General features: G+C 64.1%; 16 protein-coding genes and 3 pseudogenes. 11 read left to right on the plus strand and 8 right to left on the minus strand.

The window, feature by feature from the left end; all coding sequences use genetic code 11:
• Nucleotides 1-49 precede the first annotated feature (49 nt).
• Nucleotides 50-172, minus strand: a pseudogene (locus PSTAB_RS21455) (LacI family DNA-binding transcriptional regulator); the annotation flags it as partial.
• Between PSTAB_RS21455 and PSTAB_RS21995 the strand changes: the two are divergent.
• From PSTAB_RS21995 to PSTAB_RS19115, 7 genes and pseudogenes are all read left to right on the plus strand, one after another.
• Entirely contained in the window at nucleotides 129-497 is a 369-nt protein-coding gene (locus PSTAB_RS21995; protein WP_237234196.1) for a hypothetical protein, read from the plus strand. The pseudogene PSTAB_RS21455 and the gene PSTAB_RS21995 overlap by 44 nt on opposite strands.
• Nucleotides 498-536: 39 nt before the next feature.
• Entirely contained in the window at nucleotides 537-1352 is an 816-nt protein-coding gene (locus PSTAB_RS19090) for an NAD-dependent epimerase/dehydratase family protein (RefSeq protein ID WP_013984266.1), read from the plus strand.
• Nucleotides 1353-1393: 41 nt separating this feature from the next.
• The gene (locus PSTAB_RS19095) at nucleotides 1394-2290 is read left to right on the plus strand and encodes an SMP-30/gluconolactonase/LRE family protein (RefSeq protein ID WP_013984267.1); all 897 of its coding nucleotides are present in this window, start codon (nucleotides 1394-1396) and stop codon (nucleotides 2288-2290) included.
• Nucleotides 2291-2360: 70 nt separating this feature from the next.
• Entirely contained in the window at nucleotides 2361-3308 is a 948-nt protein-coding gene (locus PSTAB_RS19100) for a TRAP transporter substrate-binding protein (RefSeq protein WP_013984268.1), read from the plus strand.
• Between the two features lie 59 nt (nucleotides 3309-3367).
• Nucleotides 3368-3894 (plus strand): annotated as a pseudogene (locus PSTAB_RS19105) (TRAP transporter small permease).
• Nucleotides 3894-5174: a TRAP transporter large permease gene (locus PSTAB_RS19110; protein ID WP_013984269.1), complete on the plus strand. Its 1281-nt coding sequence runs from the start codon at nucleotides 3894-3896 to the stop codon at nucleotides 5172-5174. Before PSTAB_RS19105 ends, PSTAB_RS19110 begins: the two are co-directional and overlap by 1 nt.
• Before the next feature lie 151 nt (nucleotides 5175-5325).
• Complete coding sequence (locus PSTAB_RS19115; protein WP_013984271.1) at nucleotides 5326-6231, plus strand: EamA family transporter; 906 nt, start codon at nucleotides 5326-5328, stop codon at nucleotides 6229-6231.
• A gap of 48 nt (nucleotides 6232-6279) precedes the next feature.
• Here the strand turns inward: PSTAB_RS19115 and PSTAB_RS19120 are convergent, their stop codons facing one another.
• From PSTAB_RS19120 to PSTAB_RS19130, 3 genes are all read right to left on the minus strand, one after another.
• On the minus strand, nucleotides 6280-7032 hold the full coding sequence (locus tag PSTAB_RS19120) for a FadR/GntR family transcriptional regulator (RefSeq protein WP_013984272.1): 753 nt from the start codon (nucleotides 7030-7032) through the stop codon (nucleotides 6280-6282).
• A 113-nt stretch (nucleotides 7033-7145) separates the two neighbouring features.
• Entirely contained in the window at nucleotides 7146-8753 is a 1608-nt protein-coding gene (treF, locus tag PSTAB_RS19125; protein WP_013984273.1) for an alpha,alpha-trehalase TreF, read from the minus strand.
• On the minus strand, nucleotides 8750-9517 hold the full coding sequence (locus PSTAB_RS19130) for an SDR family NAD(P)-dependent oxidoreductase (RefSeq protein ID WP_013984274.1): 768 nt from the start codon (nucleotides 9515-9517) through the stop codon (nucleotides 8750-8752). The genes treF and PSTAB_RS19130 overlap by 4 nt, the downstream gene beginning before the upstream one ends.
• Nucleotides 9518-9721: 204 nt before the next feature.
• On the opposite strand from PSTAB_RS19130, the gene rarD reads away from it, so the two are divergent.
• Nucleotides 9722-10612: an EamA family transporter RarD gene (gene rarD, locus PSTAB_RS19135; RefSeq protein ID WP_013984275.1), complete on the plus strand. Its 891-nt coding sequence runs from the start codon at nucleotides 9722-9724 to the stop codon at nucleotides 10610-10612.
• Nucleotides 10613-10628: 16 nt separating this feature from the next.
• Here rarD and PSTAB_RS19140 read toward each other — a convergent pair whose 3' ends face one another.
• Complete coding sequence (locus PSTAB_RS19140; RefSeq protein ID WP_003282662.1) at nucleotides 10629-11153, minus strand: glycine cleavage system transcriptional repressor; 525 nt, start codon at nucleotides 11151-11153, stop codon at nucleotides 10629-10631.
• A gap of 229 nt (nucleotides 11154-11382) precedes the next feature.
• Here PSTAB_RS19140 and PSTAB_RS19145 point away from each other — a divergent pair, with 229 nt between their 5' ends.
• Nucleotides 11383-13563 carry a malate synthase G gene (locus tag PSTAB_RS19145; RefSeq protein WP_013984276.1) on the plus strand — a complete coding sequence of 727 codons (2181 nt, stop codon included), beginning with the start codon at nucleotides 11383-11385 and terminating at the stop codon, nucleotides 13561-13563.
• 48 nt (nucleotides 13564-13611) lie between these two features.
• Here PSTAB_RS19145 and PSTAB_RS19150 read toward each other — a convergent pair whose 3' ends face one another.
• The gene (locus PSTAB_RS19150; protein ID WP_013984277.1) at nucleotides 13612-14814 is read right to left on the minus strand and encodes an ISL3 family transposase; all 1203 of its coding nucleotides are present in this window, start codon (nucleotides 14812-14814) and stop codon (nucleotides 13612-13614) included.
• A 242-nt stretch (nucleotides 14815-15056) separates the two neighbouring features.
• Between PSTAB_RS19150 and PSTAB_RS19155 the strand changes: the two genes are divergently transcribed.
• Together PSTAB_RS19155 and PSTAB_RS19160 are read left to right on the plus strand one after the other, a co-directional pair.
• Entirely contained in the window at nucleotides 15057-16991 is a 1935-nt protein-coding gene (locus tag PSTAB_RS19155; RefSeq protein ID WP_017245514.1) for a putative nucleotidyltransferase substrate binding domain-containing protein, read from the plus strand.
• On the plus strand, nucleotides 16988-17695 hold the full coding sequence (locus PSTAB_RS19160; RefSeq protein WP_011914907.1) for a 3'-5' exonuclease: 708 nt from the start codon (nucleotides 16988-16990) through the stop codon (nucleotides 17693-17695). The genes PSTAB_RS19155 and PSTAB_RS19160 overlap by 4 nt, the downstream gene beginning before the upstream one ends.
• Before the next feature lie 144 nt (nucleotides 17696-17839).
• Here PSTAB_RS19160 and PSTAB_RS19165 read toward each other — a convergent pair whose 3' ends face one another.
• The gene (locus PSTAB_RS19165; protein WP_013984278.1) at nucleotides 17840-18358 is read right to left on the minus strand and encodes a hypothetical protein; all 519 of its coding nucleotides are present in this window, start codon (nucleotides 18356-18358) and stop codon (nucleotides 17840-17842) included.
• A gap of 97 nt (nucleotides 18359-18455) precedes the next feature.
• Nucleotides 18456-20135: pseudogene (locus tag PSTAB_RS19170) on the minus strand (sodium:solute symporter family protein); the annotation flags it as partial.
• Between the last annotated feature and the right edge of the window lie 37 nt (nucleotides 20136-20172).

Here is a 20172-nt window from a genome sequence, read left to right on the forward strand (position 1 = left end):
CCGCAGGCCATCGCCATAATGCCTGCAGTCATATGACAACTGACGTCATGGGCACGTAAGCGGTGGCTCGCACCGCCTCCAGCACCCGCCGGCGCGTCGCCGGTGCCACTGCCTCGGGCCGACCGAGGGTGCGCGACACGGTGATCGGCGAAACACCGGCAACCCTGGCCACGTCGATCAGCGTCGGCGTGGCCCCTGCACGGGAACTGCTGCAGCGTTTGGCCATCAATGCTATCTCCGCCGGGGTGCGGCTAGCGCAACGAACAGGGACAGGTTCTTTTTTGCATGTCATCATACAACCTCATGATGCGCTGCGGTGCCTCGCCGTGTCATCCGCCCGCTGCCAGCGTTTGCGCCAAGAACGCCGTGCCATCGCGCTTTACAGGTGCGAGCGCCTGGCATTTGCAGCAATGAGCGTGCACAAGGCGATAAATACGACTTTAAGCCTGTTGACATCCGCCGAGGCAGATGCTGATATTTCGCAACATGTCATATGACAACAGATGACTCCAAGAACAATAACGACAGGCACTCCGATGACAACCACTCCGACACCCCCATTCGGCCGCCTTCTGCTCACCGGCGCAGCCGGCGGCCTCGGCAAGGAGCTGCGTGCACGCCTGCAGCCCTACGCCCGCATCATCCGACTGTCCGATATCGCGCCGATGGCCCCGGCAGCCGGCGAACACGAGGAGGTCGTGCCTTGCGACCTCGCCGACAAGGCGGCCGTGCATGCCCTGTGCGACGGCGTAGATGCCATCGCCCATTTCGGCGGCGTCTCCGTCGAGCGGCCGTTCGAGGAAATCCTCGACGCCAATATCCGCGGCACCTTTCACATCTATGAAGCAGCCCGCCTGCACCGCATCAAGCGTGTGGTCTTCGCCAGCTCCAACCATGTGATCGGCTTCTACCCGCAGACCGAAACCCTGGACGCCCACGCACCACGGCGCCCGGACGGCTACTACGGCCTGTCCAAGTCCTATGGCGAGGACATGGCGAGCTTCTACCACGATCGCTACGGCATCGAGACCGTCAGCATCCGCATCGGCTCCTCATTCCCCGAGCCGGCCAACCGCCGAATGATGAGCACCTGGCTGAGTTTTCGTGACCTCACCGAGCTGATGCGCTGCGCGCTGTTCACGCCAGCGGTCGGCCATACGGTGGTCTACGGCATGTCCGCCAACCGTGATGTGTGGTGGGACAACCATCTGGCCGCGCACCTGGGCTTCCAGGCGCAGGACAGCTCCGAAGCGTTCCGCGACAAGGTCGAGCAGCAACCGCCTTACAGCGCCGACGACCCGGCCGGCATCTATCAGGGCGGCGCCTTCGTCGCGGCCGGCCCCTTCGACTGATAGCCCCCCTTCGCCCGTGTACAACAACAAAGAGAAACGCAATGGCCAGTGAAGCTGAACTCATCGCCGACCTGCGCTGCGCCACCGGTGAAAGCCCGGTCTGGGTCGCAGCCGAACAGGCGCTGTACTGGGTCGACATCCCCAACCGCGAGCTGCTGCGCTGGAGCGCTACCGACGGCCAGCTTTCCCGCTGGCAGGGCGAGCAGATGCTGGCCTGCATCGCCCGCCACGGCGACGGCTGGGTGGCCGGCATGGAGAGCGGCTTCTTCGCCCTGCAGACAGGCCCGGACGGCCGGCTCGACAGCCGCCCGTTGGCGACCATCGATCACCAGCTGCCCGCGATGCGCATGAACGATGGCCGCTGCGATCGCCAGGGCCGCTTCTGGGCCGGCAGCATGGCGCTGGACATGGCCGCCGGGCATCCGGTCGGCGCGCTGTACCGGCTCGATGACCAGGCCGCGCGCGGCCCGCTGGTGCCGCAGCTGGACGGCTTTATCGTGCCCAACGGCCTGGCCTTCAGCCCGGACGGGCGAACCATGTACCTGTCCGATTCACATCCCGGTGTGCAGAAGATCTGGGCCTTCGATTACGACACCGACAGCGGCACGCCGAGCCGTCGCCGCCTGTTCGTCGACATGCTCGAGTACCCCGGCCGCCCGGACGGCGCCGCTGTGGATGCCGAGGGTTGCTACTGGATCTGCGGCAACGACGCCGGGCTGATCCACCGCTTCACCCCGGACGGCCGGCTGGATCGCTCCCTCGCCGTGCCGGTGAAGAAACCGACCATGTGCGCCTTCGGCGGGCCACGGCTGGACACGCTGTACGTCACCTCGATCCGACCTGGCGGCGACCTCGCCGATCAGCCGCTGGCCGGCGGCCTGTTCGCGCTCAACCCCGGCGTCACCGGCATCGAGGAGCCCGCCTTCACCCGGAACTGATCCACCCCGGGCCGCTCGCGGCGCCGGTCAAGCACTGCTGTTCACCTACAACAACAAAACGGAGTTTTCCATGAACCTCAAACGCAAGCTGCTTCTGGCCACACTTCCGCTGGCCGAGATGACCCTGAAGATCGCCGAGATCCACCCCGCCGGCTACCCCACCGTGGTCGCCATGGAAAACCTGGGCAAGAAACTGGAAGCCGCCACCAACGGCGAGATCAAGTCACGCATGTTCGCCGGTGGCGTACTCGGCTCGGAGAAGGAAGTGATCGAGCAGACCCAGATCGGCGCCGTCCAGCTGACCCGCGTCAGCCTCGGCTCGGTGGGCCCGGTGGTGCCGGCCACCAACGTGTTCAACATGCCCTTCGTGTTCCGCGACGTCGACCATATGCGCAAGGTGGTCGACGGCGAGATCGGCCAGGAAATCCTCGACGCCATCACCAACTCGGACTTCAACATGGTCGGCCTGGCCTGGATGGAAGCCGGCAGCCGCAGCCTCTACACCAAGAAGCCGGTGCGCAGCCTGGATGACCTCAAGGGCATGAAGATCCGCGTGATCGGCAACCCGCTGTTCATCGACACCCTCAACGCCATGGGCGCCAACGGCATCGCCATGGACACCGGCGAGATCTTCAGCGCCCTGCAGAGCGGCGTGATCGATGGCGCCGAGAACAACCCGCCGACCCTGCTCGAGCACAACCACTTCCGCGCCGCCAAGTACTACACCCAGACCCATCACCTGATCCTCCCCGAGCCGCTGCTGATGTCCAAGACCACCTGGAACAAGCTCAGCCCCGAGCAGCAGGAGCTGGTCAAGAAACTGGCCAAGGAAGCCCAGCTGGAAGAACGCGAGCTGTGGGTAGCCAAGGAAAACGCCAGCAACGAGAAGCTCAAGGCCGAGGGCGTCGAGTACATCGAAGTCGACACCAAGCCCTTCTACGACGCCACCGCCCCGGTCCGTGAGAAGTATGGCGCGCAGTTCGCCGAGCTGATCCAGCGCATCGAAGCCGTTCAGTAACCCTCGCGCAAGCGCGCGGCGCCGGCCACCCGCCTGCGCCGCGCAACCGGTGAAGTCTCATGAAAAACCTGGTTCTGAGCGTCAACGACGCCATCTACCGCGCCTGCGTCATCGTCGCCGCCCTGGCGATCGTGGTCATGGCGACGATCATTCCCTGGGGTGTGTTCAGCCGCTATGCACTGGGCCAGGGCCTCGGCTGGCCCGAGCCGATCGCCATCCTGCTGATGGTCCTGTTCACCTTCGTGGCGCCGCAGCCAGCTACCGCGCCGGTGCACACATGGCGGTGCAGGTGCTGACCGATCGCCTGCCGGCCGCGGCCCAGCCCTTTGTCACCCTGTTCGTGCGCCTGGCCATGGCCGCCATCGCCCTGTTCATGCTGATCTGGGGCTACAAGCTGTGCGTGGCCACCTGGAACCAGTACCTCAGCACCCTGACCTGGCTGCGCGTCGGCATCAGCTATGCGCCGATCCCGCTGGGCGGGCTGATCACCCTGCTGTTCGTCATCGAACAACTGCTCTACGGCGACCAGCACAAGCGTCGCGTCGTCGATTACGAGAACTGCGAAGATTCCAAGGAGTCCGTGTAATGGATGCCGCCATTCTGCTGGGCAGCTTCATTGCCCTGATCCTGCTGCGCGTCCCGGTCGCCTATGCCCTCGGCCTGGCCACCCTGATCGGCGCCTGGTACATCGACATCCCGCTGCACGCCGTGATGATCCAGATCGCCGGCGGTGTGAACAAATTCTCCCTGCTGGCCATCCCGTTCTTCGTCCTGGCCGGCGCGATCATGGCCGAAGGCGGCATGGCGCGGCGCCTGGTGGCCTTCGCCGGGGTGCTGGTGGGCTTCGTTCGTGGCGGCCTGTCGCTGGTCAACATCACTGCCTCGACCTTCTTCGGCGCCATCTCCGGTTCCTCCCTGGCCGATACCGCCTCGGTCGGTTCGGTGCTGATCCCGGAAATGGAAAAGAAGGGCTACCCACGGGAATTCTCCACCGCGGTCACCGTTTCCGGCTCGGTGCAGGCGCTGCTCACCCCGCCCAGCCACAATTCGGTGATCTACTCGCTGGCCGCCGGCGGCACCGTCTCCATCGCCGCGCTGTTCGTCGCCGGGATCGGCCCGGGGCTGCTGCTCAGCGCCACCATGGCCACGCTGTGCCTGCTCTTCGCGCGCAAGCGCAACTACCCCAAGGGCGAGGTGATCCCGCTGCGTCAGGCGCTGAAGATCTGCGTCGAGGCGCTGTGGGGGCTGATGACCATGGTGATCATCCTCGGCGGCATCCTCTCCGGCGTGTTCACCGCCACCGAGTCGGCCGCCGTGGCCGTGGTCTGGGCCTTCTTCGTGACCATGTTCATCTACCGCGACTACAAGTGGCGCGAGCTGCCGAAGATGCTGCACCGCACGGTGCGCACGCTTTCCATCGTGATGATCCTGATCGCCTTCGCCGCGAGCTTCGGCTACATCATGACCCTGATGCAGATACCGGCGAAGATCACCACGGCATTCCTGACCCTGTCGGACAACCGCTACGTGATCCTGCTGTGCATCAACTTCATGCTGCTGGTGCTGGGCACGCTGATGGACATGGCACCGCTGATTCTGATTCTCACGCCGATCCTGCTGCCGGTGGTGACCTCGTTCGGCGTCGATCCGGTGCACTTCGGCATGATCATGCTGGTCAACCTCGGCATCGGCCTGATCACCCCGCCGGTAGGTGCGGTACTCTTCGTCGGTGCCGCCATCGGCAAGGTCAGTATCGAAAGCACCGTCAAGGCGCTGCTGCCGTTCTACGCTGCGCTGTTCGCCGTGCTGATGGCCGTGACCTATATCCCAATGATCTCGCTGTGGCTGCCGAGCGTAGTGCTCTGAAGGCAGACAAGGGACGAGGACGCCGCCCACCCGGGCGGCGTTTTACTTTGCACACTGACGCAGACACCGCCCTGATCAGGCCGCCTGACCCAAGGTCGTCGTGCAATCGAACGCGTAGAACTCTGTACAGGCACTAGAAGGACTGGATTTCATGCAAGCTGCCGCGCCGTTTCCCCGCCATATCGCCGTGCTGATCCTGGCGACCCTGGCCTGCTCGTTCGCCGGCAACCACATCGCCGCCCGCATCGCCTTCGATCACGACACCGGCCTGCTGCTGGCCATGCTCTGCCGCGCCGGCGTGACGCTGGTGGTACTGGCGGCGCTGGTGTTCTGGCGGCGCGAGTCACTGCGCCTGAGCCCGGCCACCTGGCGCTGGCAGCTTCTGCTCGGCCTGCTGATCGCGGTGCAGAGCTTCTGCATCTATTCGGCGGTGGCGCGCATCCCGGTGGCGCTGGCGTTGCTGGTGGTGAACCTCTCGCCGATCCTGCTGGCGCTGCTCACCTGGGTCCTCGGCGGCCCGCGGCCGACCCGTCAGGCGCTGGCGATCATGGGCCTGATCCTGTTCGGCCTGGTGCTGGTGCTGGATGTGCCGGCGCGCCTGCTGAGCGCCGAGGCACCGGATGGCCAATGGGTCGCCGGCATCCTGTTCAGCCTGACGGCCGCCGCGGTGTTCGCGGCGGCGCTGTGGGTGACCGAGCACAAGCTGTCGAACATGGCCGGTTCGGTGCGCAGCATGCTGACCCTGATCGTGGTGTTTCTCGCCTCGGCCCTGCTCGGCAGCAGCGGCCTGATTCCCGGCGGGCTCGACCTGCCCAGCGCCACTGCCGGCTGGATTGCCCTCGCCTGCCTGGTGCTGCTCTATGGTGCGGCCTTCTCGACGCTGTTCATCTGCATGCCGCGCCTGAACATCGCGCGCAACGCGCCGGTGATGAACATGGAGCCGGTCGCCGGCATGCTGCTTGGCTGGCTGGTGCTCGGCCAGCTGCTCGGCCCCTCGCAGGTGCTCGGCGGGCTGATCGTGGTCGGCGGCATCGTGCTGCTGGCCTACCGCCGCTAGGCCTCGCCGAAGCGCTGCCCGCCGCGGCGGGCTGACGAGGCGCGGCGGTCAGCCGACCTTGCTCGCTTCCGCCTCCTCATGGGCCTGGCGCAGCCGCTCGCGGCTGTTGGTCAGATGCAGGCGCATGGCAGCGCGCGCCGATTCCGGGTCCTGCCGGGCGATGGCCTCGTAGATCTGCTCGTGCTCGCGGCCCAGACGGGCCTGGTAGTGCTGCTGGTCGTCATGGGCCAGGCGCGCCGAGTTGACCCGGCTGCGTGGGATCAGGGTGGTGCCCAGGTGGCTCATGATGTCGGTGAAGTAGCGGTTGCCGGTGGCCTCGGCGATCTGCAGATGGAACTGGAAGTCCGACGCCACCGCATCGCTGGAGTGGGCCGCGCTCTGGTTCAGCTGATCGAGAAAGGCGCGCATGGCCGCCAGCTGCTCGGGCGAGCGGCGCTGCGCGGCCAGACCGGCCGACTCCACTTCCAGGCTGATGCGCAATTCGAGAATCGCCAGCAGATCGCGCAAGGTGCCGATGGTCGCCGGGTCGATGCGCAGTCCGGTGGTGCTGGGGGTGTCCAGGACGAAGGTGCCGATGCCGTGCCGCGTTTCCACCAGCCCCGAGGCCTGCAGCCGCGAGATCGCCTCGCGCACCACGGTGCGGCTGACACCCTGGGCCTGCATGATGGCCGACTCGGTAGGCAGCTTGTCGCCCCGCTTGATCACGCCATCGCGAATCTGCTGCGACAGTTCGGCGACCAGTTCCTGGGCAAGACTGCGATGTTTGCGGCGGGCGCGCGGTTGTGCGCTCTGGTTTTCCATGGATGGCGATCTCTGAAAGCGGAAGCGACGCTCATCATAGCCCAGCAGTTGTACGATAACTATTGATCCATGGCATCCGTGTGGAAATACCCCTCCGCGCCGGCGGCCGGCGCCTAGGACGCCACGCTCCGGCAATGCCCCGCACGACAGCGGTTGGCCTCGTGATTGGGGTCTTCCTGCATCAACTTGCGGGTGACGCCGTTGGTCCAGCCGAAGCCGTCCTGCAGCGGATACTCGCCGCCGCCGGCGTGCTCGGTACAGGGTCGCAGCACGTACTTCTCCACCAGCTTGTTCTCGCGCTCGAACAGGTGGCTGATGATAGTCAGCCAGCGCTCCTCGATGTCCAGCGCCAGTGCATCATGGCCGTAGTGCTGCAACCCACGAATGCCGATCCACTGCAGCGGTGCCCAGCCATTGGGCCGATCCCACTGCTCGCCGCTGCCACCGATCTCGGTGGTGGCCAGGCCGCCTGGCGCCAGCAGGCGCTCCTGCACCGTCGCCGCCACCGCCGCGGCCTGCTCGGCGCTGGCCATGCGCACGAACAGCGGGGCCAGCGTCGCGGCAGTGAGATTGTCGCGCTGCCGGCCGCGCTGCCAGTCGTAGTCGAAATAGGCGCCAGCGCGGGAATTCCACAGGTACTGATCGATTGCTGCCAGGCGCGCTTCGGCACGGCGGGCGAAGGCCTCGGCACAGGCGTGCTGGTTCTTCACCGCAGACAGCTCGGCGATCTGCCGCTCCAGCTTGTAGAGCAGTGCGTTGAGGTCGACCGGCAGGATGCTGGTGGTGCGGATGGTCGCCAGCCGGTGGGCGTCGTCGAGCCAGCGCGAGCTGAAATCCCAGCCCGACTCGGCACCGGCGCGCAGGTCGCGATAGACCTCGTGCCGCGGCCGGCAGCTGGAGCGCGCGGTTTCCACATCCTCGCGGTAGGACTCCTCGCGCGGCGTTGCGCGCTCGTCCCAGTAGCGGTTGAGCAACATTCCATCGGCCAGACACACGCAGCGTCGATGCGCCTCGCCCGGGCGCAGCACCTCGGCGCCCTCCATCCAGAAGGCGTATTCCTTGTGCAGTTGCGGCAGGTAGTCGCTGGCGCGGTGGACGCCGGTTTCCTCGAACAGCTCGGTCATCAGGGCGAACACCGGCGGCTGCGAACGGCCCAGATAGTAGGTGCGGTTGCCGTTGGGTACATGGCCGTAGGTGTCGATCAGATAGGCGAAGTTGTCGGCCATCGAGCGCAACAGGTCGCAATGCCCACTCTCATCCAGGCCGAGCATGGTGAAGTAGGAGTCCCAGTAGTACAGCTCGGTGAAGCGCCCACCGGGCACCACATAATCATGCGGCAAGGGCAGCAGCGAGGAATGCTCGGGATGGTCCTGTGGATGGCGGGTGAGGATCGGCCAGAGCCGGTCGATGTGCTCGGCCAGGCTGTCGTCGGGGTTGGCGACGAACTCCTTGGACGGCATCTCATAAAGACTGAAATGCTCGTGCACAAAAGCTGCGAGGTCGAAGCCCGGCTCGTCGCAGCGGGCACGGTAATCCTTGAGGATGACCTCGGGATGCTGCAGGGGCGCGCAGTCAACGAAGGTTTTGCTGTCAGGAAAGATGCGCTGCATCTGCACCGCGACGAACAACTCCTGATAGCGCTCGGCGGGGGTAAGGGTATCGGCCAGCGAAATGGCGCTGACGTCATGGCTGAACGGCTGACACGGCGGGATATTGGTCATTGTTCGCTGTAATTCCATAGCAGGCCGCCATCGACCACCAAGGTGGCTCCGGTGATGTATTCGGCATCCGGTGAGGCAAGAAAGGCGACAACGCCAGCGATGTCGCGGGGCCGGCCGAGGCGTCCGGCGGGGATGTTCTGCAACAGACTGGCGAGCTTTTCCGGTTGGTTCATCAGTGCGCGGTTGATCGGCGTTTCCACCGCGCCCGGCGCCACGTTGTTCACCGTAATGCCCAGCGGCGCGAGCTCGATGGCGATATTGCGCATGAGCATCTTCAGCCCGCCCTTGCTCGCGCAGTAGGCGGTGAAGTTGGGGTGCGGCAATTCCTCGTGCACCGAGCTGTTGTTGATGATCCGCCCGCCGCGGCCCTGCTCGCGTAGATAGCGGGCGAAGGCCTGGGAGAGGAAGAACGGCCCGCGCAGATTCACGTCGAGTACCCGGTCGTAGTCGCCTTCCTCGGCGTCGAGAAACGCGGCGTGCGTCTGCACCCCGGCGTTGTTCACCAGGATGTCCAGCCGGCCCATTCGCTCGACGCTCTCGTGCACCAGCCGGCGGCATTGTTCGACCTGGCTGACATCCGCGGCAATAAAGCAGACCCGCCGCCCGACGGCGCACACCTGTTCAAGACTCGCACGGGCCTCGTCATCTTCTTCGCGACCGTTGATGACCACGTCTGCCCCTTCCTCGGCCAGGCGCACGGCGATACCGAGGCCGATGCCGTGGGTACTGCCGGTGACCAGAGCCACCTGATTCTGCAAGCGCATTGCGACCTCCGTACGCACGTCGCCTGAGTGCGACGCCGTTTCGATTGGCGATGCAGATGAGACGGAGCGAGCCTTCGCACGTTCCCTAATCTGCTGGATCGGCGCAGCTGGTCGCGTCGTGCATCTACGTTAGCAGCCTAAGCTTTCTCTCCTTCGAGCAAAGGCGCAAAATGACCGGCTCTCCGCTGCTCGTCGAAGGACGTCATGGCTACCGCCAATCTGCGCAAGGGTTATCTGCTGGGGCTGGCTACCTTCAGCATCTGGGGCATGTTTCCGCTCTACTTCAAGGCACTTGAGCAATACGGCGCACTTGAGATCGTTACCCAGCGGGTGATCTGGTCGGCGGTATTCGGCTCGCTGGTGCTGCTGGTCTGGCGCCACCCCGGCTGGTGGCGCGAACTGCTGGCGCACCCGCGACGGCTTGGCGTACTCGGCATCTCCAGCGTGCTGATCGCCGCCAACTGGCTGATCTACGTCTGGGCGGTGAACCACGACCGGATGGTCGAGGCGAGCCTGGGCTACTACATCAACCCGCTGGTCAACGTGCTGCTCGGCATGATCGTGCTGCGCGAGCGGCTGCGCCCGCTGCAGTGGCTGGCGGTGGCGATGGCCACCGTCGGTGTCAGCCTGCAGCTGCTGATGCTCGGCGAATTCCCGTGGATTTCCATCGTGCTGGCGCTGAGCTTCGGCAGCTACGGGCTGCTGCGCAAGCTGGCACCGGTGGCCGCGTTGCCCGGGCTGGTGGTGGAAACCTGGCTGTTGCTACCAATAGCGCTGGTCTGGCTGTTCTGGTTCAGCAGCGGCACCAGTACCGAACCTGCGTTCTGGACCAGCAGCGACGCACTCTGGCTGATGGCCGCAGGACCCGTGACGTTGATCCCGCTGCTCGGCTTCAACGCCGCCGCGCGTCACCTGCCGTATTCGACGCTGGGCTTCCTGCAGTACCTGACGCCGACGCTGCTGCTGATCCTCGCCGTCCAGCTGTTCGGCGAGCCATTCCCGGTCGACCGCCAGCTGGCCTTCTTCTGCATCTGGGCGGGGCTTGCGGTCTACAGCCTGGATGCCTGGCGCGTGATGCGCAAAAGCGCCGGCTGAAAAAGCTGGCGACCGTCTAGGATTTCTCGGCCGGCTGCAGCTTGAGTTCGACCATCAGGTCGTCGGCCAGGGCTTCCAGACGCTGTTGCAGGACTTCCAGCGACAGCTCGCTCGGCACGGCCAGACGCACTTCGGCACGGAACAACAGCTCGCTGCTCATCGGTGCCGGCAACACCTCGGTATCCAGGCTTTCCAGATTGACGCCGTGCGTGGCCAGCAGATGGGTAATGTCGCGCACGATGCCCGGACGATCATTGCCGACCAGCTCCAGCTGGATTTCCTGCCAGCTCTCTACCGGCTCCGTACCGCTGTGCGCCAGCAACACGCGGATGCCTTGCGCTTGCAGCCCCTCTAGTGCGGCGGTCAGCTCTCCATGTGCCTGTTGCGGCACGGCCACCCGCAGGATGCCGGCGAACTGTCCGGCCATGCGCGACATGCGGCTCTCCAGCCAGTTGCCGCCGTGATCGGCGATGCACTTGGCCAGTCGTTCGACCAGACCTGGCTGGTCTTCGGCAATGACGGTGAGAACGAGGTGATCCATGGACGGCTCCTGTGCTGGGAATTCGCTTACGAGGTAGCGACGGCCCATTAGGTATAGCAGGCAGTCGCCTCTGTGGCAGTCTGCAGCGCCCTCGCCCAGCGTCGCAAGGCCGAAACGACCGGCTCTTTCGGCGGACTGATTTTCCCCGGCGCTTCATGTAGTATCCGGCGACTCGGACTACAAGAAACGAGACTGTCCGTCGAATTAGAAGAACCAAGTGAGGCGAGTAATGACTGAGCGCGTTCAAGTCGGTGGCCTGCAGGTCGCCAAAGTCCTGTACGACTTCGTGAACAACGAAGCGATTCCCGGTACCGGCGTCGATGCCGCTGCCTTCTGGGCCGGCGCCGACAGCGTCATCCACGACCTGGCGCCGAAGAACCGCGCCCTGCTGGCCAAGCGCGACGAGCTGCAGGCCAAGATCGACGCCTGGCACCAGGCCCGCGCCGGCCAAGCCCATGACGCCGTGGCGTACAAGGCCTTCCTTCAGGAAATCGGCTACCTGCTGCCGGAAGCCGAAGACTTCCAGGCCACCACCGAGAACGTCGACGAAGAAATCGCCCGCATGGCCGGCCCGCAGCTGGTGGTGCCGATCATGAACGCGCGCTTCGCCCTGAACGCCGCCAACGCCCGCTGGGGCTCGCTGTATGACGCGCTCTACGGCACCGACGCCATCTCCGAAGCGGACGGCGCCACCAAGGGGCCGGGCTACAACGAGATCCGCGGCAACAAGGTCATCGCCTATGCGCGCAATTTCCTCAACGAAGCTGCACCGCTGGAAACCGGCTCGCACGTCGATTCCACCGGCTACCGCATCGAAGGCGGCAAGCTGGTCGTTTCGCTCAAAGACGGCAGCACCACCGGCCTGAAGAACCCGGCCCAGCTGCAAGGCTTCCAGGGCGAAGCCAGCGCACCGATCGCTGTGCTGCTGAAGAACAACGGCATTCACTTCGAGATCCAGATCGACCCGGCCAGCCCGATCGGCCAGACCGACGCGGCCGGCGTGAAGGACATCCTGATGGAATCGGCGCTGACCACCATCATGGACTGCGAAGACTCCATCGCCGCCGTCGACGCCGACGACAAGACCATCGTCTACCGCAACTGGCTCGGCCTGATGAAGGGCGATCTGGTCGAGGAGCTGGACAAGGGCGGCAAGCGCATCACCCGCGCCATGAACCCGGACCGCGTCTACACCAAGGCCGACGGCAACGGCGAGCTGACCCTGCACGGACGCTCGCTGCTGTTCATCCGCAACGTCGGTCACCTGATGACCAACGACGCCATCCTCGACAAGGCAGGCAACGAAGTGCCGGAAGGCATCATGGACGGCCTGTTCACCAGCCTGATCGCCATCCACAACCTCAAGGGCAACACCACCCGCGCCAACAGCCGCACCGGCTCGATGTACATCGTCAAGCCGAAGATGCACGGCCCGGAAGAAGTCGCCTTCGCCACCGAGCTGTTTGGCCGCGTCGAGGACGTTCTCGGCCTGCCGCGCAACACCCTCAAGGTGGGCATCATGGACGAGGAGCGTCGTACCACGATCAACCTCAAGGCCTGCATCAAGGAAGCGCGCGAGCGTGTGGTGTTCATCAACACCGGCTTCCTCGACCGCACCGGTGACGAAATCCACACCTCCATGGAAGCCGGCCCGATGGTGCGCAAGGCGGCCATGAAGGCCGAGAAGTGGATCGGCGCCTACGAGAACAACAACGTCGACGTGGGTCTGGCGTGCGGTCTGCAGGGCAAGGCGCAGATCGGCAAGGGCATGTGGGCCATGCCTGACCTGATGGCCGCCATGCTCGAGCAGAAGGTCGGCCACCCCATGGCCGGTGCCAACACCGCGTGGGTACCGTCGCCAACCGCAGCCACCCTGCACGCCATGCACTACCACAAGATCGACGTGCAGGCGCGTCAGGTCGAACTGGCCAAGCGCGAAAAAGCTTCCATCGACGACATCCTCACCATCCCGCTGGCGCAAGACACCAACTGGAGCGAGGAAGAGAAACAGAACGAGCTGGACAACAACTCGCAGGGCATCCTCGGCTACATGGTGCGCTGGGTCGAACAGGGCGTTGGTTGCTCCAAGGTGCCGGACATCAACGACATCGCGCTGATGGAAGACCGTGCCACCCTGCGCATCTCCAGCCAGCACGTGGCCAACTGGATGCGCCACGGCGTGGTAACCAAGGACCAGGTGATCGAGAGCCTCAAGCGCATGGCCCCGGTGGTCGACCGCCAGAACCAGGGTGACCCGCTGTACCGCCCGATGGCGCCTGACTTCGACAACAGCGTGGCCTTCCAGGCTGCGCTGGAGCTGGTCCTCGAAGGCACCAAGCAGCCCAACGGCTACACCGAGCCGGTCCTGCACCGTCGCCGTCGCGAGTTCAAGGCCAAGAACGGCCTGTAACCGCCAGCCGCGACAGAAGAACCGCCCTTAGGGGCGGTTTTTTTAGGTTCATCGCGCTTTCCCGGGGAAGGCGACCTTGATTTTCAGGAAGAAGTATTCCGAGTCCCGGAAACCGTAGGCCATGCGCTTGATGACCTTGATGCGGTTGTTCACGCCCTCCAAAACACTGGTGTGCATGGGGAAGTGAGCACTGGCGAGGATGCCCCGGGCATATTTGCGCAGGTTGCGGGCGAAGCGCTGTAGCGGCGCGAGGCCGCTGTCCCGGGCGTGCCGCAGCCAGGTTCGCCAGCGCCGCCAGCCCTCTCTTACGCTGGGGGCGTACCAGACATCCTTCAGGGCATCCTTGAGTACATAGACCGTAGCCAGCGGCTGGTTGGCCGCGAGCAGTTCCTGTAACTGCACGGCCTGTCCGTCCTTCAGGTTGTCGCGATTGCGCAGCAGCAGCCAACGACTTTGTTTGACCGCCTTTCGTGCCGGCTTGTCTTCGCGCAGGAGGTTGGCCTGGTCGACCCGGATTCGGTCAATCACATCTCGCCCGTAGCGCGCTACCACATGAAACAAGTCGTACACCACTTCGGCTTGAGGGCAATGTTGCTTCACCTCCAGGTCGAAAGCCGTATTCATGTCCATGGCCACCGCCTCGATCTGCTGGCAGTGCTCGCCGAGCAATTCAAAGAACGGGCGGATCGCCTCGCGGCTGTTGCCGTGACCGACCCACAGCACCCGTGTTCGCTCGGCATCCATGATGACCGTGGCGTAGCGATGCCCCTTGTGCAGGGCGAATTCGTCCATCACCAGACGGCGGACGTCGCTGGAATCGAAGGCGCCTACCTCGGCTTCCAGGCGTCGTTTATCGAGCGTCTTGAGGGTGTGCCAGTGCAGCCCGGTGAGCTGGCTGACGTGGCTGATCGGCAGCAGCCGCAGCAGGCTTTCGAGCCAGATCCGTAACCGTTGGGTCAGGCGAGATGCAGGCTCCAGCCAGTCGATTCGCTCGGTCACCCGACCACAGTTCAGGCAATCGACTCGGCGCACTGGCAGTTGAAGCAGGACGCGCTGATCGAACAGATCACGATCACGCACCAGACGAATCCGGCGCTCGTGAATCAACGGACTGAGCTGACCACAACGCCCGCACTTGGGCACTGAACCGGCTTGAGGCTCAAGCTCAATCAGAAGGGAGTTGTTGGCAGATGAACGGCAGGCAACGACGTCATAGCCTGGCCAGAACGAGGCAAGATCAATAGGATGCACGGCGACAGCAGGGACAGGTGAAGGGTGTGTTTGGCGACTGCCAATTTACCTGCTTCCCTGACTGTCAACTCGCTCTTCCCCCAGAGTCCGCGATGAACCTTTTTTATGCCTGCACCCTCGCAACAGCCCGAAACACCGGGCTGACCCTGATCAGCTTCCGCAGCGCCCGGCCTGACTAGACTTACGTCCAATTGGGTCCGACCGACCCGCAGCCCACCATGAACAAAAAATGGAAGCCGACCATGAGCACACCTGACGCCTTCGCCCAAGCTGGGAAGACGGCCGTACTGCAGAACATCCACGGCACCATGGAGTTCCTGCGCAAGTACGCCCCCTTCAACCAGATGGAGCCGGCCCACCTGGCCTATCTGGTGGAGAACTGTGAGCTGCGCTTCTATGCCGAAGGCGACTGCATCATTTCTCCCGAAGACGGCGTGGTGCAGCACTTCTATATCGTCAAGCAGGGCCGCGTGCACGGTCAGCGCCCGCACACCGCCAAGCGCGGCACCGATACCACCTTCGAGGTCATCGTCGGCGAGTGCTTTCCGATGGCGGCGCTGATGGGCGAGCGGGCGACCCGTACCGCACACCTGGCTGCCGAGGACACCTTCTGCTTCCTGCTCAACAAACCGGCCTTCGTCAACCTGGTGTCCAACTCGCCGGTGTTTCGCGACTTCGCCATGCGCGGCGTGAGCAGCCTGCTGGATCTGGTCAATCAGCAGGCGCAGATGCGCGCGGTGGAGAGCCTCGGCGAGAACTTCTCGCTGGAAACCAGCATCGGCGAGCTGGCCCTGCATCATCCCGTCTCCTGCCTGCCGTCCCGCCCGCTCAACGAAGCGGTGGCGATGATGCAGGAGGAGAACGTCGGCAGCATCGTCATCGTCGACGAAGCGCTGCATCCGCAGGGCATCTTTACCCTGCGTGACCTGCGACGAGCCATCGGTACGGGCACCACGGACCTGAGTCAGCCGATCGCCCAGTTCATGACCCACGATCCGTTCTACCTGCCGCCGGACGCCACCGCGTTCGATGCGGCCATCGCCATGACCGAGCGGCATATCGCTCATGTCTGCGTGGTGGACAACGGCTTGCTGCGCGGTGTGATCTCCGAGCGCGACCTGTTTTCCCTGCAGCGCGTGGACCTCGTGCATCTGGCCCAAACCATCCGCCATGCCGATCGCGTCGACGCCCTGGTGGTCATCCGCAACCGCATCAAGCAGCTGGTCGACAACATGCTGGCCCACGGCGCCTCGTCGACGCAGATCACCCGCATCGTCACCCTGCTCAACGATCACACGGTGTGTCGGGTCATCGAACTGGCCATCGCGCATATGGGCGATCCGGGCGTGCCGTTCACCTGGCTGTGCTTCGGCAGCGAAGGGCGCCAGGAGCAGACCCTGCACACCGACCAGGACAACGGCATTCTCTTCGAGGCCGCCGATGCCGCCGAGGCCGCGCACATCCGTGGCCGCCTGCTGCCGCTGGCCGAGCGTATCAACCGTGACCTCGACACCTGCGGCTTCACCCTGTGCAAGGGCAACATCATGGCCAGCAATCCGCAGCTGTGCCTGTCGCGGCAGGAATGGAGCCGCCGCTTCAGCTCCTTTGTCCGTGAGGCGACGCCGGAAAACCTGCTCGGCAGCACCATCTATTTCGACCTGCGCAGCATCTGGGGCCCGGCCGAAGGTTGCGAGCAGCTGCGCCAGGATCTGCTCGACGAGATCAAGGACAACAGCCTGTTCCAGCGCATGATGGCGGACAACGCCCTGCGCCATCGCCCCCCGGTCGGCCGCTTCCGCGACTTCGTGGTGGCACGCAAGGGCGAAGGCAAAGACACCCTGGACCTGAAGGTGCAGGGACTGACTCCGTTCGTCGACGGCGCACGCCTGCTGGCGCTGAGCAACGACATCGGCACCTGCAACACCCTCGAGCGCCTGCGCAAGCTGGTGGAAAAGGGCGTGATAGAACCCAAGGATGGCGCAGCCTACGAAGAGGCCTACCACTTCATCCAGCAGACCCGCATGCAGCAGCATCAGCAGCAGGCACGCGATGGACTGCCCTATTCCAATCGCCTGGATCCGGATACGCTCAATGTGTTGGATCGACGCATCCTGCGCGAGTCCTTTCGCCAGGCCCAGCGTCTCCAGGCCAGCCTCGCGGTGCGCTATCAACTATGAGCATGTTCTGGTTCAACCCACGCGGTCCGAAGTTGCCTCCCGAGCAGCAGCAACGCGTTGCCGAGCTGCCGCGCCCGGAACTGCCGCAGCCCGTTCCGCTACGCCAGCAACGACTGGTGGTGCTGGATCTGGAAACGACCGGGCTGCACCTCAAGCGCGACCTGGTCATCGCCATCGGCGCGGTGGTCATCGAGGACGGCGCGATCGATTATTCGCAGCAGTTCGAATGCACGCTGTGCCGTCAGGTCAAGGTCAATGAAAGCGTGCTGATCCATGGCATCGCGCCTAGCGAACTGGCCAACGGGCTGCCGCCGGCCGAAGCGCTGCTCAGCTTCATGGAGTTTGCCGCGGGCAGCATCGTCCTGGCCTTTCACGCCCCGTTCGACCAACGCATGCTGGGCCGCGCGCTGAAGAACGAGCTGGGCTATTCGCTGGAGAACAGCTTCCTCGACGTGGCCGACCTGGCCCCGATGCTGTTCCCCGAAGCGATGATCCACCGCGGCAGCCTGGACCACTGGCTCGACTACTTCAACATCCATATCCCGCAGCGTCACAATGCGTCCGCCGACGCCATGGCGACAGCCGAGATCGCGCTGATCCTGCTCAATCGTGCCCAGCGCATCGGCCTGACCACCTTCGACGAGCTGGCGCAGCGCCTCAGGTGCTGGCAGCGCGCCCGCAAGGCCGCATTCAATTCGATCTGAACCTGACGACACGACCGCGGCCGTTCGGGCCGCGATGACGGACACAGATGCAGCCATGCCCGAAAGGACAGGACGACCCAAATCTCGGGCCGCCCACGCATGAAGTGACGGTGCGCATCAGATCACGCTGATGCGCGTACGGAATCAGCGCCCGCTTTCGCAGATGGACCGATACAGCGGCGAATCCTGCTGGAGCTGGGTCAGTGTCTCGACCTTCGCCTCGCCGGCTTCATTCAACCGGAACATCGCCTTCTCTCTGCACAGCAACTGATAGCGTCCACTTTGCACGGTGGACATCAGGCTGGTCTTTTCGAAGCGATACAGCACGAAGCGGGCAACGCGACCCTGCTCGGTGTCCTGAATCTGCGCATTGGCTTCATCCAGCACGGTGTAGGCCAGCGGCATCGGGAACGCCAGGGTCCAGGGTCGCCAGAGCATGTTGCCTTTCTCGCTCGATACCACCACCGAACCCTCCGGCAGACGGGCCTGGGTGCTCTCGAACCAGGTGTATTCGTAGTGGATGGTGTACGCCAGCATGCCCAGGCCAGCACCTACCGGAATGATCCACTTCGGCAGGCGCTTGCGCATCAAGGAGCGCAGCGCCAGTGCAATCCCCGCACCCGCCGTACCGGCGACAATTGCAGCAATCAGATGCCAGAACATATACAACTCCCCTAAAAAAATCGGGCTTCCAATTGGAAGCCCGACTTCTACCTCAACCTTGTTTCAGACAGGGTCTGATGTCTGGTTGCATTATCGATCAGTGATCAAGCGCAGCGCCAGCACCTTTCGGGGTACGCACGCTCTCGACCAGATCCTGGATTTCCTGCGGCGGAGCCTGAGTCGCCAGGGACACGGCATAGGCCACGATGAAGTTCAGGATCGCACCCACGGCACCGAAGGCCTGCGGGGAGATACCCATCCACCACTGATCAGGCGTGTTGGCCAGGCTGTTGGTGCCAGGGATGAAGAACCAGCCCAGGTACAGGAAGATGTACACCGCGGTGGACACCACACCTACCAGCATACCGGCCACAGCACCTGCGCTGTTCACGCGCTTGGAGAAGATACCCATCATCAGCGCCGGGAACAGGCTCGCTGCAGCGAGACCGAACGCCAGTGCCACTACCTGAGCCGCGAAGCCCGGCGGGTTCAGACCCAGATAGGTCGCCAGGAGAATGGCTGCCGTCATGGACAGACGAGCGGCCAGCATCTCGTTCTTCTCGCTGATCTTCGGATTGATGAGCGTCTTGATCAGGTCATGACTGATTGCCGAGGAGATCGCCAGCAGCAGACCAGCCGCAGTGGACAGCGCCGCCGCGATGGCACCCGCCGCGATCAGGCCGATGACCCAGCCTGGCAGGTTGGCGATTTCCGGGTTGGCCAGAACGATGATGTCGTTGTTCACGGTCAGCTCGTTGCCGTTCCAGCCACGCTCCTGCGCAGTCGGAGTGAAGGCAGCGCTGGCGTCGTTGTACATCTGTACGCGACCGTCGCCGTTCTTGTCTTCCCACTTGATCAGACCGGTACGTTCCCAGGTCTGCACCCACTCAGGACGATCTTCGTAGCGGATTGCTTCAGCCTGCGGGCCTTCCGGATAGATGGTCTGAACCAGGTTCAGACGAGCCATGGAGGCAACAGCCGGAGCGGTGAGGTACAGCAGGGCGATGAACACCAGAGTCCAGCCAGCGGACCAGCGAGCGTCAGCTACCTTCGGTACGGTGAAGAAGCGGATGATCACGTGCGGCAGACCAGCGGTACCGATCATCAGCGACAGGGTGAACAGGAACATGTTCAGCTTGTTGTCGATGTCGGCGGTGTAGGCAGCGAAGCCCAGGTCGGTTACGACCTGATCCAGCTTGTCCAGCAGCGGCACGCCGGAGTCGACGTGAGTGCCGAACATGCCGAGCATCGGGATCGGGTTGCCAGTCAGCTGCATGGCAATGAACACGGCCGGAATGGTGTAGGCGATGATCAGAACGATGTACTGAGCCACCTGGGTGTAGGTGATGCCCTTCATGCCGCCGAATACCGCGTAGGCGAACACGATCGCGGCAGCGATCCAGATACCAGCGGAGTTGCTCACTTCCAGGAAGCGGGAGAACGCCACACCAGCACCGGCCATCTGACCGATTACGTAAGTAACGGAGATGAGGATGAGGCAGATGACGGCTACCAGGCGCGCACCACGGCTGTAGAACCGGTCACCGATGAAGTCCGGTACGGTGAACTTGCCGAATTTGCGCAGATAGGGGGCCAGCAGCATGGCCAGCAGCACGTAGCCACCGGTCCAGCCCATCAGGTACACGGAGGTGGCATAACCGCCGGAGGCGATGATACCGGCCATGGAGATGAAGGATGCCGCAGACATCCAGTCTGCCGCAGTCGCCATACCGTTGGTTACAGGGTGAACGCCACCGCCGGCGACGTAGAATTCCTTAGGGAAACTCTGAAGAAGACTTCCTGATTTTGGCAAG

Origin of the sequence: Stutzerimonas stutzeri (genome assembly GCF_000219605.1) — a bacterium.
Classification (GTDB): Bacteria; Pseudomonadota; Gammaproteobacteria; order Pseudomonadales; family Pseudomonadaceae; genus Stutzerimonas; species Stutzerimonas stutzeri.